At 65.3% G+C, this 15062-nt stretch carries 13 protein-coding genes and 1 pseudogene; 3 read left to right on the top strand and 11 right to left on the bottom strand.

Features of this window, described 5'->3' with window-relative positions; genetic code table 11:
- Positions 1–24: 24 nt before the first annotated feature.
- Positions 25–963: a GlxA family transcriptional regulator gene (locus JQ587_RS30305; RefSeq protein ID WP_212427787.1), complete on the top strand. Its 939-nt coding sequence runs from the start codon at positions 25–27 to the stop codon at positions 961–963.
- Positions 964–1286: 323 nt separating this feature from the next.
- Here the strand turns inward: JQ587_RS30305 and JQ587_RS30300 are convergent, their stop codons facing one another.
- On the bottom strand, positions 1287–2291 hold the full coding sequence (locus JQ587_RS30300; RefSeq protein WP_212427786.1) for a bile acid:sodium symporter family protein: 1005 nt from the start codon (positions 2289–2291) through the stop codon (positions 1287–1289).
- A gap of 213 nt (positions 2292–2504) precedes the next feature.
- Here JQ587_RS30300 and JQ587_RS30295 point away from each other — a divergent pair.
- Positions 2505–3556, top strand: a pseudogene (locus JQ587_RS30295) (DUF2155 domain-containing protein).
- 153 nt (positions 3557–3709) lie between these two features.
- Here the strand turns inward: JQ587_RS30295 and aat are convergent.
- The 10 genes from aat to JQ587_RS30245 form a co-directional block, all read right to left on the bottom strand.
- On the bottom strand, positions 3710–4390 hold the full coding sequence (aat, locus tag JQ587_RS30290; RefSeq protein WP_212427784.1) for a leucyl/phenylalanyl-tRNA--protein transferase: 681 nt from the start codon (positions 4388–4390) through the stop codon (positions 3710–3712).
- A gap of 62 nt (positions 4391–4452) precedes the next feature.
- Positions 4453–5568 carry a sensor histidine kinase gene (locus JQ587_RS30285; RefSeq protein WP_212299618.1) on the bottom strand — a complete coding sequence of 372 codons (1116 nt, stop codon included), beginning with the start codon at positions 5566–5568 and terminating at the stop codon, positions 4453–4455.
- The gene (locus JQ587_RS30280; RefSeq protein ID WP_212299619.1) at positions 5565–6005 is read right to left on the bottom strand and encodes a response regulator; all 441 of its coding nucleotides are present in this window, start codon (positions 6003–6005) and stop codon (positions 5565–5567) included. Before JQ587_RS30280 ends, JQ587_RS30285 begins: the two co-directional genes overlap by 4 nt.
- Positions 6002–7528 (bottom strand): sensor histidine kinase, encoded by a 1527-nt coding sequence (locus JQ587_RS30275; protein ID WP_212427783.1) that lies wholly within the window; start codon positions 7526–7528, stop codon positions 6002–6004. The genes JQ587_RS30280 and JQ587_RS30275 overlap by 4 nt, the downstream gene beginning before the upstream one ends.
- A gap of 106 nt (positions 7529–7634) precedes the next feature.
- Positions 7635–8993 (bottom strand): acetyl-CoA carboxylase biotin carboxylase subunit, encoded by a 1359-nt coding sequence (gene accC / locus JQ587_RS30270; RefSeq protein ID WP_212299621.1) that lies wholly within the window; start codon positions 8991–8993, stop codon positions 7635–7637.
- Between the two features lie 80 nt (positions 8994–9073).
- A complete protein-coding gene (accB, locus tag JQ587_RS30265) occupies positions 9074–9562 on the bottom strand; it encodes an acetyl-CoA carboxylase biotin carboxyl carrier protein (RefSeq protein WP_212427782.1) in 489 nt (162 codons plus the stop codon).
- Positions 9563–9598: 36 nt separating this feature from the next.
- Positions 9599–10066 (bottom strand): type II 3-dehydroquinate dehydratase, encoded by a 468-nt coding sequence (gene aroQ, locus JQ587_RS30260; protein WP_212427781.1) that lies wholly within the window; start codon positions 10064–10066, stop codon positions 9599–9601.
- A 226-nt stretch (positions 10067–10292) separates the two neighbouring features.
- Positions 10293–11150 carry a DUF1236 domain-containing protein gene (locus JQ587_RS30255; protein ID WP_212427780.1) on the bottom strand — a complete coding sequence of 286 codons (858 nt, stop codon included), beginning with the start codon at positions 11148–11150 and terminating at the stop codon, positions 10293–10295.
- 220 nt (positions 11151–11370) lie between these two features.
- Positions 11371–12138, bottom strand: coding sequence for a DsbA family protein (locus JQ587_RS30250; protein ID WP_212299625.1), 768 nt, complete (start codon positions 12136–12138; stop codon positions 11371–11373).
- An 86-nt stretch (positions 12139–12224) separates the two neighbouring features.
- The gene (locus JQ587_RS30245; RefSeq protein ID WP_212427779.1) at positions 12225–13625 is read right to left on the bottom strand and encodes a M48 family metalloprotease; all 1401 of its coding nucleotides are present in this window, start codon (positions 13623–13625) and stop codon (positions 12225–12227) included.
- A 188-nt stretch (positions 13626–13813) separates the two neighbouring features.
- Between JQ587_RS30245 and JQ587_RS30240 the strand changes: the two genes are divergently transcribed.
- Complete coding sequence (locus JQ587_RS30240) at positions 13814–15001, top strand: pyridoxal phosphate-dependent aminotransferase (protein WP_212427778.1); 1188 nt, start codon at positions 13814–13816, stop codon at positions 14999–15001.
- Positions 15002–15062: the final 61 nt, after the last annotated feature.

Genomic DNA, 15062 nt, shown 5'->3' with positions numbered 1-15062 from the left:
TTTCCCTCACTTTCGGACATAGGCATGATCGGCATCCTGATCTTCCCGGATTTCCAACTGCTCGATGCGGCGGGCCCGATCTCGGTGTTCGAGATCGCGGCACGCGCCGGCGGCAAGCCGCTGGCGCTGCGGGTGCTGGCGGCGCAGGCCGGGCTCGTGCGCAGCTCGTCGGGCGTCGAGATGATGGCGCGTGATTTCAAGGCGACGAATGCGATCACGACGTTGGTCGTGGCAGGCGGCTCTGGCGTGGCCGAGGCGTCGCGCTGTCCAACGACGCTCGCCTTCGTGCAGCGGCTGGCGAAGCGCGGCGTGCGGATCGCCAGCGTCTGCTCGGGCGCCTATGTGCTTGCGGAGGCCGGCCTGCTCGACGGCCGCCGCGCCACCACGCATTGGGGCCGGACGCGGGAATTCGTCGCGCGCTTTCCGAAGGTGAAGTTCGAGCCCGACCAGATCTTCACCCGTGACGGCAATGTCTGGACGTCGGCGGGCATCAGCGCCGGCATCGACCTCGCGCTCGCGATGGTCACGGAAGATCATGGCGAGGACATCGCGCAGCAGACGGCGCGCCAGCTCGTGCTCTATCATCGCCGCAGCGGCGGCCAGTCGCAGTTCTCATCGCTGCTGGAGTTGAAGACGCCGAACGGCCGTTTCGGTGCGCTGTTGTCATGGGCGCGCGAAAATCTCGACGCGCCGCTGACGGTAGAAAATCTCGCCGATCGCGCCGGCATGAGCGCGCGGCACTTTGCGCGCGCCTTTGCCGCGGAGACCGGCACGACGCCATCGAAGGCGATCGAGCGGTTGCGGATCGAGGTCGCCCGCGAGCGCGTGCAGTCCTCGCGCGAGGCCATCGAGCGCGTTGCGGAGACGACCGGATTCGGTGATCCCGAACGCATGCGCCGCGCCTTCATCCGCGCCTTCGGCCAGCCCCCGCAGGCCCTGCGGCGCGCGGCGCGGGCGGGGTAGGGGACTCATCGCCATGGATGAGAGTGATCCCGAATATTGGCCTACCAGTTGCGGGACATTTTTGCCGCGGTCGGCGAGGCCATGGGTGATAGGCGATTAACGCCGGAGACACTCAAATCGGTTCGACTTCCGAATGACGAATTTGCGATCTGCTATGTCTCCGCTCAGGAGGCTGGATGGAAGCGTGGCCACTATCGAATATCGATGGCCGGGGGACAGTGGACTTTCAAGTCAACTGTCGCGCAGGGCTGCTAAAAAGCAATCTCCACTTTAGCATTCGGTTCCACCTTCGAAATCAGACATTCCATTCATGAGGGCTCGCCCTAGCTAGTGCTGTTCGCGGCTGCCGCTGATGTCTCCGCCCGCGCCGTCAGCCGCCGCGCGATCGGCGTCAGCATGTACGGCGAGAGGTGGATCGGAAACTGCGTCATCGCGAAATAGAGCCAGGTCGTTGCCGGCAGCGCGCCGGCGGTCGCGGCCAGCATCAGGCCGAGATTGCGCTGTGACACCATCAGCCCGAGCGCCAATGCGCGCTCATAGCCGATGCGGCGGAACAGCAAGGTTGTGACGGCGAGCAGCGTGAAATAGATCGCGAAGGACAGGGCTGCGAGGCTGATGGTGAAGATCGGCCGCGCCACCAGATCGCTGACGACATCGCCCATGATCGCGGACGCGAAGACCAAGAGGATGATGATGTTGAAGCCGTCGATCGGCTGCTTGTGGCGCTGGATCGCGTCAGCGCCGAAAACCCGGCGGATGATGGTGGCGGCCAGCAGCGATGCCGCGAGGATGCCGAGCAGCTTCAGGCCGAGCGTGAGCGGTGAGATGCTGAGCATGCCGCCGAGAAACAGGCTCGCGAACAGCGATGCGGTGAAGGGCACGATCGCGGTTGCGGTCACGAGCGTGACCAGCACCAGCGTGGCGTCGAGGCCCATCAAGGCTGCGAGGGCCGGAGAGGCCATCATCGGCGAGGCCATGCTCTGGAGCATCAGCGCGAGCGTCAGGCCGGGGGCGCGATCGCTGAGCCCGGTCGCGTGTGCGATCAGCCCGACGATCAGCGGCACGCCGATCGTGGTCCAGGCCGTGGCCGCCGCCACCAGCGCCGGCCGGCGCAGATGGCCGTACAGCGCCGCGAGATCCACCCGCATGAACGAGATGCAGAGCAGGACGAGGATCGCCTCGGTGACGTAGGGGCGCAGCAGCGCGCCGAGCGGCGGCACGGCGGCAGCAATGAACACGACGGATGCCACCGCGCGCGTCCCCTGGCCGCCGAGCCAGGTCAGGCCGCGGAGGGGAAGGGCGAAGATGGTTTGGAGAACGGAGGACATGCGTAAGAGGGCGTTGTTCAGCCCGGTCCTGGGCGGGGCGGCCAGTGTCCTGAAACGCCTTTGGGGGGAACATTGGCACTGAAGACCTCCGGACTATCCCACCCGTGGCCCTGTCTGGCCAGCGGGCGGCGGGCAGGGCGGGAATGCCGCCCTTTCCCCGCCGTATTCGCCGTGTTAACCGGAGGGCCTGCGAGCGGCGGTATCCCCTGTAGAATGTCCAACAAGCCCGATTCGCTGTTGAAGCCGCGCGAGATATGTTTCGAACCATTACCCTGACAGGTCTTGCGGCGCTTTTGGCCGCCACCGCTTTGACGGTGGCGACGCCAGCGCAGGCGCAGATCGGCACGATTTTCTCCGATCCGCCGCCGCTGCGGCCGCCGGGGACCATTCCCCGTGGCGGGCAGCCGCAACCGGCGCCGACCCCCGACGACGACGAAGAGGTGCCGGAGCTGCCGCCGCAGGGTCGCGTGCTGCCATCGCGCCCGATGCCGCCGCCGGGCCGTCAGGGCAATGTGATGCCCGGGCCGGTCGAGAGTCAGCCGCTGGCGCCGCCGCCGGGCAGCCCCGTCGCGCCGCCGAACCAGCCGCCCGCCGTCGCGGTTGCGCCGCCAGGCGCGCCGGCTCAGCCAGGCGCCGCTCCTGGCCGCCAGCCGCAGCAGAAAGGCGCCCCGCAGCAGGGCGCCGTGCCGCAGGCCCCGGCGAGCCTTCAGCCGGGCGACGAGGTCGTGACCGAGCCGCCGGCCCAGAAGATCGTGAACAAGAAGGCGACTTTCTCCGGCCTCGACAAGATCACCGGGCGCATCATCAATTTCGACGAGGATATCGGCGAGACCGTGCAGTTCGGCGCGCTGCGCGTGAAGACCGATGCCTGCTACACGCGGCCCGCGACCGAAGCGGCCAATACCGACGCTTTCGTCGAGGTCGACGAGATCACCTTGCAAGGCGAGGTGAAGCGGATCTTCTCCGGCTGGATGTACGCCGCGAGTCCCGGCCTGCACGGCGTCGAGCACCCGATCTACGACATCTGGCTCACCGACTGCAAAGAGCCGCAGCAGACCATTGCGACGGCGGCACCGGATCCCGCGACGAAGCCCGCGCCACCACCGCCGCCTGCCGCACAGAAGAAGGCCGCGCCCAAGCAGGCCGTGCAGCAGCGTCCGCCGCAGCCCTTGCCGCCACCGCAGCAGCCGCAGGCGGCTCCGCCACCACCTCCGCCGCCGGAGCAGCGGCCGGGTCTGTTCGGTATCCCGGGGTTTGGCCGCTAAAGCGGAATGTGTTTTGGTTGAATCGGTGCAATCCGCGAACTCCGAACACCTCTCCCTTAGGGAGAGGTCGGAGCGCATCGGAGATGCGGTCCGGGTGAGGGGTTCTGGTCTCACTGAGGGGGGGCGCGGCTCTTGGCAGCCGGTAAGCCTGATCTATTGCCGTGAGGCGATGATCTCGAGCGCGCGCGTGCCGGGGATCGCCTCACCATTGGACATCCGCAGGAAATCGCCTGGCTCGCCGGCGAGTGCCTTGTCGAGCAGCGCGGTGTAGCGCCGCCGCGAGATCTCGGCCGCACCGAAGCTCTTGAGATGTTCGGTGACGTATTGCGTGTCGAGCAGCTCGAAGCCGCCATGGATCAGACGCGCGACCAGATGCACCAGCGCCACCTTGGAGGCGTCGCGCGCGGTGTGGAACATGCTCTCACCGAAGAAGGCGCGGCCAAGGCTCACACCATAGAGGCCGCCGACGAGCTCGTCGCCCTGCCAGGCTTCGACGCTGTGGCAATGGCCGAGCTCGTGGAGCCCGCCATAGAGGTCGCGAATGCGCTTGTTGATCCAGGTGTCCTCGCGCCCCAGCTGCGGCGCGGCGCAGCCGGCGATAGTCGCCTTGAACGCGGTGTTGACGGTGACGCGAAACGCATCCGAGCGCACCGTGCGTGCGAGGCGCGAGGCGACGCGAAAGCCATCGAGCGGGATCACGCCGCGCATTTCCGGCTCGACCCAGAACAGGGTCGGGTCGTCGGCGCTCTCGGCCATTGGAAAGATGCCGCAGGCATAGGCGCGCAGCAGCACGGCCGGGGTAATTTCAGACGAAGCGGAGTCGCGCGAAGTCATGGCATCCGATCATAGCAGGATCGCGCTGCGCGTGCGATGGGGGCGAATTCCGGCTGCGGAGATCAACCCGCTGCCGCGCTGCTCGCCTTGCCGGGAACGGCGGGGGTTCGGGGGAACTGCAGGATGATGCGGGTTCCGGAATGCGTGGGATCGCGCTCGACGGTGGCTTCGAGCTTGGAGGCCATGGCCGCGACGATGCGCTGACCCATGCCGGTGGAGCGCGGATCGGCCTTGACGTTGTCGCCGACGCCGTTGTCGGTGATCGACAGCAGCAGGTCGTCCCCTTTCGAGATCAGCTCGACATGAATGGGGCCGGCTCCGTCCGGATAGGCGTATTTCACCGCGTTCATCACCAGCTCGTTGACGATGATGCCGACGGCGACGGCACGGTCCGGGTCGATCTCGATCGGCTCGGCCTTCACCGTCAGGCGCGACATCCGGTTGCCTTCGGCGGAGCGGCGGAGATCCTCGAGCAGGGAGTCCAGATACTGGTTGAGCACCACGCTCTTCAGGTCCTGCGAGGTGTAGAGACGGCGGTGCACCTGGGCGACGGCTGCGACGCGGCCCATCGCGTTGGTCAACGCGGCCTTGACCTCGTCTTGAGCTGCAGAGTTCGCCTGCAGATGCAGGAGCGACGCGATGATCTGGAGCGAATTGCCGACGCGGTGATTGACCTCGCGCAGCAGCAGCTCGCGCTCGGCGGCGAGCGCCGCGTAGCGGTCGCGCGAGGCATGGATCTCGGCCTCGGCTTCCTCGCGCGCCCGCTGCAATTCGGCCTGGCGCAGCGCGCCTTCGGCCGCGACGTGCAGCAGCGGGATGAAGTCGCCCTTGACGTCCTTGACCAGATAGTCGGCCGCGCCGGCCTTCAGCGCGGTGACGGCGATGCTGGAATCCTGCGAGGCCGTGACGAAGACCACCGGCGGGGCGTCCGGGATCGCCATGATCTGCTCGAGGGTCTCGAGCCCGTCGAGGCCCGGCATGTACTGGTCGAGCGCCACGACATCGATGCCGCCATCGCTGCCACCCTGGCCGATTGCACTACGGATGCGCTCGAGGCCTTCCTCGCCGCTCGCGGCATGGACGACCTTGTAGCCGCGCCGCGTCAGGCCGCGATCGACCAGGCGCGCCAGCGCATCGTCATCGTCGATATACAGCAGTGTTGGCGTGCGCTGGTTCATGGTGCGGCGGGGGGGACCTGGATGACCGAGAAGAACAGGCCGAGCTGCCGGATGGCATTGGCGAAATTCTCGTAGTTGACGGGCTTGGTGATGTAGACGTTGCAGCCGAGCTCGTAGCAGCGCTTGATCTCCTGGCTGTCGTCGGTCGTGGTCAGTACCACCACCGGCGAGGCCTTGAGATATTTGTTCTCCTTGATCTGCTTCAGGATATCGATCCCGCTCATGTCGGGCAAGTTGAGGTCGAGCAGGATCAGGAGCGCGTTGCCCTTCTGGGCGATCCCGCTGCCGTCGGCGCCAAACAGATGCTTCATCGCCTCGGTGCCGTTGGCGAAGGAGATGATTTCGTTGTTCACGCCGGATCGGCGGATATTGCGCTCGATCAGCCGGGCGTGCCCTTCGTCGTCCTCGATCATGATGATGTTGACAGGCTGGGTCATTTATCGGCGTTCCGTTTGGTGGCGTTCCAGGCGATGGGCAGCGTGATCGTGAAGGTGCTGCCCGCGTTCAGTTCCGACGATACCGACATTGTGCCGCCGAGGCGGCGCACAAGTGCACGCACGTGGGCAAGACCGATGCCCTGACCGGGCTTGTCCTGGGTTCCCGCGCGGCGGAACAGGTCGAAAATCCGCTGATGATCCTTCGCGTCGATGCCGCGGCCGTTGTCGCTGATTTCGAAGATAGCGTAGCCGAGCTTGGTGCGCCCGCGAATTCTGATTTCGCCGGGTATCCCGCTCTTGAGATATTTGATCGCGTTATCGATCAGATTGGAGAAGATCTGCTCCAGCGCAAGGCGGTCGCTGACGATATTCGGCAGCGCCTCGATATGGATTTCGGCCTGGGCCTCGACGGCCTGATGCGCCAGCGTCGACACGATGGTCTCGACGAAATCACGGGTGTTGATCTTCTCCGGCTGGAACTCGCGTCGACCCTCGCGGGTGAGGTTGAGGATCGCCGAGATCAGACGGTCCATCTTGGCGATCGACGACTTGATGAAGCCGAGCGCCTCGGAAAAATCCGCCGAGAGCTGCTGGTCGGGGCCGTCGAGCGCGAATTCGCCGGTGCTGCCGGGGACCAGAGGCGGCCCGTCGGCCGGGATATGGGTGAGACTACTGACGCGGCGGAAGATGTCGCCGCCGAGCTCCTCGAGTTCGCTGGTGAAGCCCATGATGTTGACGAGTGGCGAGCGCAAATCGTGGCTCACAATGTAAGCAAAGCGCTGGATCTCGTCGTTGGCCTCGCGCAGATCGGCGGTGCGCTCATCGACGATGGTCTCGAGGTTGACGTTGGCGTCGCGCAGCCGCGCCTCGGCCTCGTCACGAAGGCGTGCCGAGCGCTGCATGAGCCAGATCGAGATCAGGGCCAGCACCACCACGAGGCCCGAGCCGATGCCGGTGAGGGAGGCGGCCAGCGTCTGGCTCTGGTCGGAATTGGCGCTGCGAACCCGGAACAGTCGTTCCTCCTCCCGGATCATCGCGTTGGCCAGATTGCCGATCGTCGTCGTGATGTCGCCGCCGGAGGCCTCGCGGACGAGCGCGGTGGCCATGTCCGGTTGCCCCTGCTTGACGAAGTTCATCTCGCGCGAGAACTGGTCGAGCCGAGTCTCGATCGCCGCGCTGAGCTTCTCGATGCTGTCGCGTTGCGCCGGGTTGTCGCCGATCTGGCGCGTGAGCTTGTCGAGCGCCGGAACGATTGCCGCGACAGCCTTCTCATGATCCGACTGGAAATCCGGTTTCTGCGTCAGGAGAAAGCCGCGGGCGCTGCTCTCAGCGCGCCGGACTTCGAGCAGCAAGGCGTTGATCTGGTTTTCCGCCTCGATGGTGTGGACGACCCATTTGCTGTCATCCCGTGCCTTGTTGACGAGGTAGACGGAGCCGGCGCTGATCGCGGTCAGCACGACCAAACCCGCTGCAAACAGCAGGATCTGCCAAAATACGCGCCGTCGCTGCGACTCGCTCGTCACGACGGTCTCGCGTTGTCAGGCTGAGTGGAATTCAAAACGCCCCCTTGGAACTGGCCCCAACGTCCAGAACGTGATTGGGGCCAAAGGGTTCCATGAGGCGAGCCGATTATTTCGCGGCGGGTTCCGCCTTGCCGGCCAGATATTGTTCCAGCCAGTGGATGTGGTAGTCGCCGTTGATGATGTCGTCCTGACGCACCAGGTCGCGGAACAGCGGCAGGGTGGTTTCGATGCCTTCGACCACCATCTCGTCCAGCGCCCGGCGCAGCCGCATCAGGCATTCGGCGCGGGTCTTGCCGTGGACGATCAGCTTGCCGACCAGGGAATCGTAATAGGGCGGGATCTGGTAGCCTTGGTAGACCGCCGAATCGATGCGCACGCCAAGCCCGCCCGGCGGGTGGTATTGCGAGATCCGGCCGGGTGAGGGGCGGAAGGTCTGCGGGTTCTCCGCATTGATGCGGCACTCGATGGCGTGGCCGATGATCTGGATCTCGCTCTGCTTGGCCGGCAATTCGCCGCCGGCGGCGATGCGGATCTGCTCCAGCACCAGATCGATGTCGGTGATGCTCTCGGTGACGGGATGCTCCACCTGGATGCGCGTGTTCATCTCGATGAAGTAGAACTCGCCGTCCTCAAAGAGGAATTCGATGGTGCCGACGCCGAGATATTTCATCTCGCGCATCGCCTTCGCACAGGTCTCGCCGATCTTGGCGCGCGCAGCGGCGGCCAGCACGGGCGAGGGGCCTTCTTCCCAGACCTTCTGGTGGCGGCGCTGCAGCGAGCAGTCGCGCTCGCCGAGATGGATCGCGCCGCCGCGGCCGTCGCCAAGGATCTGGATTTCGATGTGGCGCGGTTTCTGGAGGTATTTTTCCAGGTAGACGGAGGCGTCGCCGAAGGCGGATTTCGCCTCATTGGCCGCCGTCGACAGCGCCAGTTGGAGATCCGCCTCGCTCTGCGCGACCTTCATGCCGCGGCCACCGCCGCCGGCAGCCGCCTTCACCAGCACGGGAAAGCCGATCTTCTTCGCGATCGCCAGCGCGTCGTCGTTGGGCCCGACCGCGCCGTCGGAGCCGGGCACCACGGGGATACCGAGCCGCTTGGCGGTCTTCTTGGCCTCGATCTTGTCGCCCATCAGGCGGATGTGCTCGGCCTTGGGGCCGATGAATTGCAGATTGTGCTCACCGAGGATCTCGGCGAAGCGCGCGTTCTCCGACAGGAAGCCGTAGCCGGGATGAACGGCGTCCGCGCCGGTGATCTCGCAGGCCGCGAGCAGCGCGGGGATGTTGAGGTAGCTGTCCTTCGACGGCGGCGGCCCGATGCAGACGCTCTCGTCCGACAGGCGCACATGCATGGCGTCGGCGTCGGCGGTAGAGTGAACGGCGACGGTCGCGATGCCGAGCTCCTTGCAGGCCCGCAGGATGCGAAGGGCGATCTCGCCGCGATTGGCTATGAGGATCTTGTCGAACATGTTGTCCTAGCGAATGGCGAGTGGCGAACGGCGAATAGGGAACGGCGACTCCATTCGCTACTCGCTATTCCCCATTCGCGTTACTCGATAATCACCAGCGGCTCGCCGAACTCGACCGGCTGGCCGTCTTCGACCAGGATCTGCGTCACCGTGCCGGCGCGCGGCGAGGGGATCTGGTTCATGGTCTTCATCGCTTCGATGATCAGCAGGGTCTGCCCGACCGAGACCTTCGAGCCGACCTCGACGAACGGCTTGGCGCCGGGCTCCGGCGCCCAATAGGCGGTGCCGACCATCGGCGAGGTCACCGCGCCCGGGTGCTTGGAGACGTCCGCGGCGGCCGCGGGGGCGGCGGCCGGCGCCGCGACGAGCGCGGGCGCAGCGGCTGCGACCGGCATCGGCATGGTCGCGGCGACGCTGATATTGCGGGCGACGCGCAGGCGCAGACCGGCGCGCTCGATCTCGATCTCGGTGAGGCTGGTCTCATCGAGCAGCAAAGCGAGTTCGCGGACGAGCGCGGAATCGTCGCTGGAAAACTTTGCGGCTGCTTTGTCGTCTGGCTGGCGCGCCATGTTCTTTGATCCGAATGTTCTGTGTGAGAGGGAGCGTCAGGCTTTGGGCTTGATGCCGACCTTGGCGGCAAGGCCCTGGATGGCGAGGCGGTAACCCTCGATGCCGAAACCGCAGAGCGAGGCGAAGGCCGCGCGCGCGGTGTAGGAGTGGTGACGGAAGCTCTCGCGGGCGTGAATATTGGTCACGTGCACTTCGACCGTCGGGATCTGCACCGCGAGCAGCGCGTCGTGCAGCGCGATCGAGGTATGCGAATAGCCGCCGGCGTTGATGATGATGCCCTTCATCTTGCGGGCATGGGCCTCGTGGATGAAGTCGATCAGCTCGCCTTCGCGGTTGGACTGCCGGCAGTCGGCCTTGAGGCCGAAGGTCGCCGCCGTCTCCCGGCACAGCGCCTCGACGTCGGCCAGCGTCGCATGGCCATACTTCTCGGGCTCGCGCGTCCCCAACATGTTGAGGTTCGGCCCGTTGAGAACGAGGATCGTGTCGGTTGCTGGTTCGGCCATTCCTGTCCCGGAAAGGTGTTTCGGCGTGGCGGGGGTTATAGGTAACAAAGCGCGTGAGGGGAAGCCTTGAAGGGCCTCCCGGACCGGTTAAGGCACCTCATCCGGTGTGCAAAAACCTGTGCGGAAGCTACGGAAATTGCTTGTTAACCAGTCAAAAGCATGGCTGCCGGCCGAACGCAAAGGGGCGGGCATCGCTGCCCGCCCCTGAGGTTGCCGTCATCCGGCCTTAGACGTTCAGGACCGCCACGATCTCGTAGGTGTCCGGATTGATGATCACGATCTCTTCCTTGACCAGGACGTACTTGTAGGTCCGCCACTCCGGATAGATCGTCACGACCCGCGACGGCAGGGCGTGCAGCTCGATACCCTCACGCGGAATACGGGTACCAACCGAGATCGAGAAGTTCACGTTGGTCACCGGACGCACGCGCTCCTCGCGGATCACCGAGGTGATCTGCGTGCGCTGCTCGGTCGAGAGCTTGGCGCCGGCGCCGGCCTGGCCGACCGTCGTGTTGGTGCTGCTCTGACCCTGCGCATTCTGGTTGGTGCTGGTGCCGGTCTGGCCCTGTGCGTTCTGGTTGGTGCGCGTCTCGGTGCCCTTCTGGTTCTCGGCATTGTTGGTCGAGGTGCCGCTCTTGCTGCCCTCAGCCTTCATGTCCTTTTGCTCCTTGGCGCCGGACTTGCCGGTGTCCTGGCTCATGCTCTTGGACTTGTCCTGCTGGCCCTGCGCATGTTCGTCAGTGCGCTGGCTCTTGGTGGCGCCGGATTTCTCCTCGGCCGCGTTCTTGTTCATCTCGCGGCCGGAGTGCTCGTCCTTGGCCGCGCCTGAGGACTTCTCCTCGGCCGTTGTGCCGGACTTCATGGTGCTGGAGCCGCCAGCCTGGCCGACGGTGCCCTTCTCGTGGGTGGATTCCTTGCCCATCGAGTTGCCGCGCTCGGCGGCGCCGCCCGAAGACTGCGAGTGCTGCATCGGCTGCGCGCCGGCGCCGCCACTCTCGTTCTTCGTCGTGCCTTGTGCGTTCGCCAGACCGGTGCCTGCGATGAGTGCGAGTGCGGCAACCGAAATCATAAAGCGGTTCGACATCGTATTCTCCTCACGTGTTTCTTTGCGTCATTGCCCGCGCCACCAACGAAAGGAGATTTGAGTTGTTCCGGAACATCTGATGTTCCGCGGTATTTGTTTCCTAAACGCGCGATGAACGCGCGCGCCGGATTTGCGCCAGGATTTGTGCAGAGCTTCGGCCAACGAAAAAGGCCGGCTTTTCAGCCGGCCTCGTTGCGAGCGTGAGTTGTAGGATGCGCGATCAGCAGGTCGCTTTGCCGCAGCGGGCAACGCCGATCTTTTCCTTGAGGCCGTCGAGGCCGACGGCGCCGACCACGATCTGCTTGCCGATCACGTAGCTCGGCGTGCCGTTCATGCCCATCGCTTCGGCGAGCTTGAAGTTCTCCTCGATGGTGGCGCGCACTTCGGGGCTGGCGATGTCCTTCTCGATCTTGGCGACGTCGAGGCCGGCTTCCTTGGCCGCCTGGAGCGCGCGCGCCTTGTCGGCGGCGCCACGACCGCCGAGCAGCTTCTGGTGGAAGTCGAGATATTTCTTGCCGGAGGGATCCTGCATGCGCACCGCGACCGCAACCTGGGCTGCCTCGACCGAGCCCTGGCTCAGCACCGGAAACTCCTTCAGCACGACCTTCAGCTTCGAATCGGACTTCATCAGGTCGAGCATGTCGCTCATCGCGCGCTTGCAGTAGCCGCAATTGTAGTCGAAGAACTCGACGAAGGTGACGTCGCCGTCCTTGTTGCCGAGCACGACCTGGCGCGGCGAATTGAAGATCGCATCCGAGTTCTGCGCAATGCTGGCCTCGTGCTTCTTCGCTTCCGCGTCAGCCTGGCGCTTGCTGAGCTCGGTCATGGCCTCCTCGAGCACCTCGGGATGGCTGACGAGGTAGTTCTTGATGATCGCCTCGATGTCGGTGCGCTGGGCATCGGAGAAGCTCTCGGCCGAAGCCGGTCCCGTCGCGCCGAAGATGGCGAGCGCAAACAGCGCGGGAGCAAGCAGGCGCAGCGAAGGCATTGGCAAATCCTCTTATCCAGAGCAGGTTTCAAAAAACGTCCCGGCGGACTTAAGCTGGTGTCGTGACGTCAAAGTGGCGGACAGGTCTAGTTGCGCGGCGGTTTCGACGCCACGATGTCGTCGGCCTTGACCCATCCGGGCGTGCCGACGGCGAAACGGGTTTTCGCGCGCGTGGCGAGCTCGCGAGCGGTCTTGTTGTCGCCGCGCAGATATGCGGCCTGGGCGGAGGCGAGATCCGCCTCGGCATAGTTTCCCTTCCGGCCATAGGCCATCGCGAGCTGGGTGTAGCCGATCGGCGCCTCGGGCTCGCGTGCCACCGCGGCACGGAGAATCCGAATGGCGTCGTCCGTGTAGGCCTTATTATCGGTTCCAACCAGGGCCTGCCCAAGTAACATCTCGATGAGGGCCGCATTGTTTGAGAGTGCGACAGCCTTACGCAGGGGAGCGATCGCCTCGGCCGGCTTGCCGCTCTCCAGCAGGGCCTGGCCACGGACCTCGTAAAAATACGGATTGTTCGGCTGTGCCGCGATCAACGCGTCGATCTGGGTCAGCGCGCTGCGCAAATCGCCGTGCAGATAGGTGCTGATGGCGCGGGCATAGCGCGCCGGCATGCTGTCATTGGTCAGGGGATAGCGGCGATACACCAGCTCCGGCCGCTCCAGGAAGGCGGAGATCTTGGCGCGCACCATGTCGTGGCGGAGCTGCAGCGCGGGATCGTCCTTCTTGTCCCAATACGGGCTGCTGCTGGCGAATTCCTGGAGCGCTGCGACGCGCTCGGCGGGCATCGGGTGCGACTGCAGATAGGGATCGGCGCCGCGCGCTGCGAACAGGCTCTCGCTGGTGAAGCGCTTGAAGGTCTCGTACATGCCCTTCGGGGACTGTTGGGTCGCGGTCAGGAATTTCACGCCGGCGCGGTCGGCGTTTTCCTCCTGCTGGCGCTGGTAGGACAACAGCGAGCGGCGGATCATCTCCTGCGGTCCGGCGATTGCGGCCGCGCCGGCATTGGCGAGCCCGTTATTGCCGCTGCCGCCGCGGCTGGCACCCGCCGCGAGCGCGCCGGCGCCGAGCAGCATGGCGATGATCATCTGGGTCTGGGCACTGGCGAGCTGCTCGCGCAGCTTGGACAGATGGCCGCCGGCCAGATGCCCGGTTTCGTGCGCGAGCACGCCGATCAGCTGGTTCGGCGTCTCCGACTGCAGGATCGCGCCGAAATTGACGAAGATGCGGCGGCCATCGGCGACGAACGCGTTGAACGAGCCGTCGTTGATGATCACCATCTGGATGTTCTGCTTCTCCAGACCGGCAACCCTCAGGATCGGGCGCGTATATTCGCGCAACAGCTGCTCGGTTTCGGTATCGCGCAGCACCGGCGGCCCGCGGCCCTCCTGGGCTTGCGTTGCCGGGACCGGCAGCAGCGCGATCGCAGCCGCCGTGACGAGGGCGGTCAGCGCCGAGGCCTTCTTGCGCAATGCGATCTGGAGCAACATCAAACGGTCTGGATCAAACGGACATACAAAGCGGAGTTGGAAGCAGTTTCGTGCTTGGTTTTGGCGATTGGCGGCCGACCGGATACGCGATATGCCCTTATGAGCCGTATAATGCGGCTAGTCTGGGGCGCAAGCGCCCTGTTTTCCGGACCGAACGGACCGGTCCGCCAGCGAAATAGCAGAAATCGATGCACGATGCGACATTGAGGAACCGGGTGGGGCAGTGGCTCGAGCCGTCCCGCCGCAGTGATGTTCCCCCGTTCATGGTGATGGACGTAATGGCGGCTGCGGCCCGAATCGAGGCGGCTGGCGGTCATGTCATCCATATGGAGGTCGGTCAGCCTGCGGCCGGCGCGCCGAAGACCGCAATTGCGGCGGCGCAGGCCGCGCTTTCTGCGGGGCGGATCGACTACACCTCGGCGCTCGGCATCCCCAGTCTACGCGAGCGCATCGCGCGGCATTATCGCGATGCCTATGGCTGCACCGTCAGCCCCGACAGGATCGTGGTGACCACCGGCTCCTCGGGCGGGTTCATCCTGGCGTTCCTGTCGATGTTCGAGCCCGGCGATCGCGTCGCCGTCACGGTGCCGGGCTATCCGCCATACCGTCACATCCTCACAGCGCTCGGCTGCGAGCCGGTGCTGATCGAGACCACCAACGAGACGCGCCACGCGCTGACGGGCGAGGCGCTGCTCGCTGCCCATCGCAAGGCGCCGCTGAAAGGCGTGCTGGTCGGGAGCCCCGCCAATCCGACGGGAACGATGATGTCCCGTGAGGCGCTCGCCGGCCTCATTGCGGCTTCCGAGGATGCCGGCATCCGCTTCATCTCCGACGAAATCTATCACGGGCTCGATTATGCCTTTCCGGCAGTTACGGCGGCAGAGCTGTCTCCGCACGCCCTCGTGATCAACTCCTTCTCGAAGTATTTTTGCATGACGGGCTGGCGCGTCGGCTGGATGGTCGTGCCCGAGATACTGGTGCGGCCGATCGAGCGGCTGCAGCAGAACCTCTCGATCTCGGTGCCGTCGCTGTCGCAAATCGCGGCGGAGGCTGCCTTCGACGGTGCGGCCGAGATGGAGGAGATCAAGCACGGTTATCAGGAGAACCGGCGCATCTTGATCGAGGGACTGCCGAAGGCGGGCCTCAGCAAGTTCCTGCCGGCGGACGGCGCGTTCTATCTCTATGCCGACGTCTCGGACTTCACCTCCGACAGCTTCGACTTCGCCAAGCAGATGCTGGAGCAGGCCCAGGTTGCGGCGACACCGGGCGTCGATTTCGATCCGATCCATGGCCGCTCGTTCATCCGATTCTCTTATGCGCGCTCGGCCACGGAGATGCAGGAGGCAGTTGACCGGATCGCCCACTGGCTTAAATAGCCGCCAGTTTTCGCGACATCTCCGGAGTGCAATCTTGTCTGACCGAACCGTCCAGTCCGCC

The organism is Bradyrhizobium manausense (genome assembly GCF_018130615.1).
Classification (GTDB): Bacteria; Pseudomonadota; Alphaproteobacteria; order Rhizobiales; family Xanthobacteraceae; genus Bradyrhizobium; species Bradyrhizobium manausense_A.
Note: the sequence above shows the minus strand (reverse complement) of the source record. Positions and strands in the feature narration are given on the sequence as shown.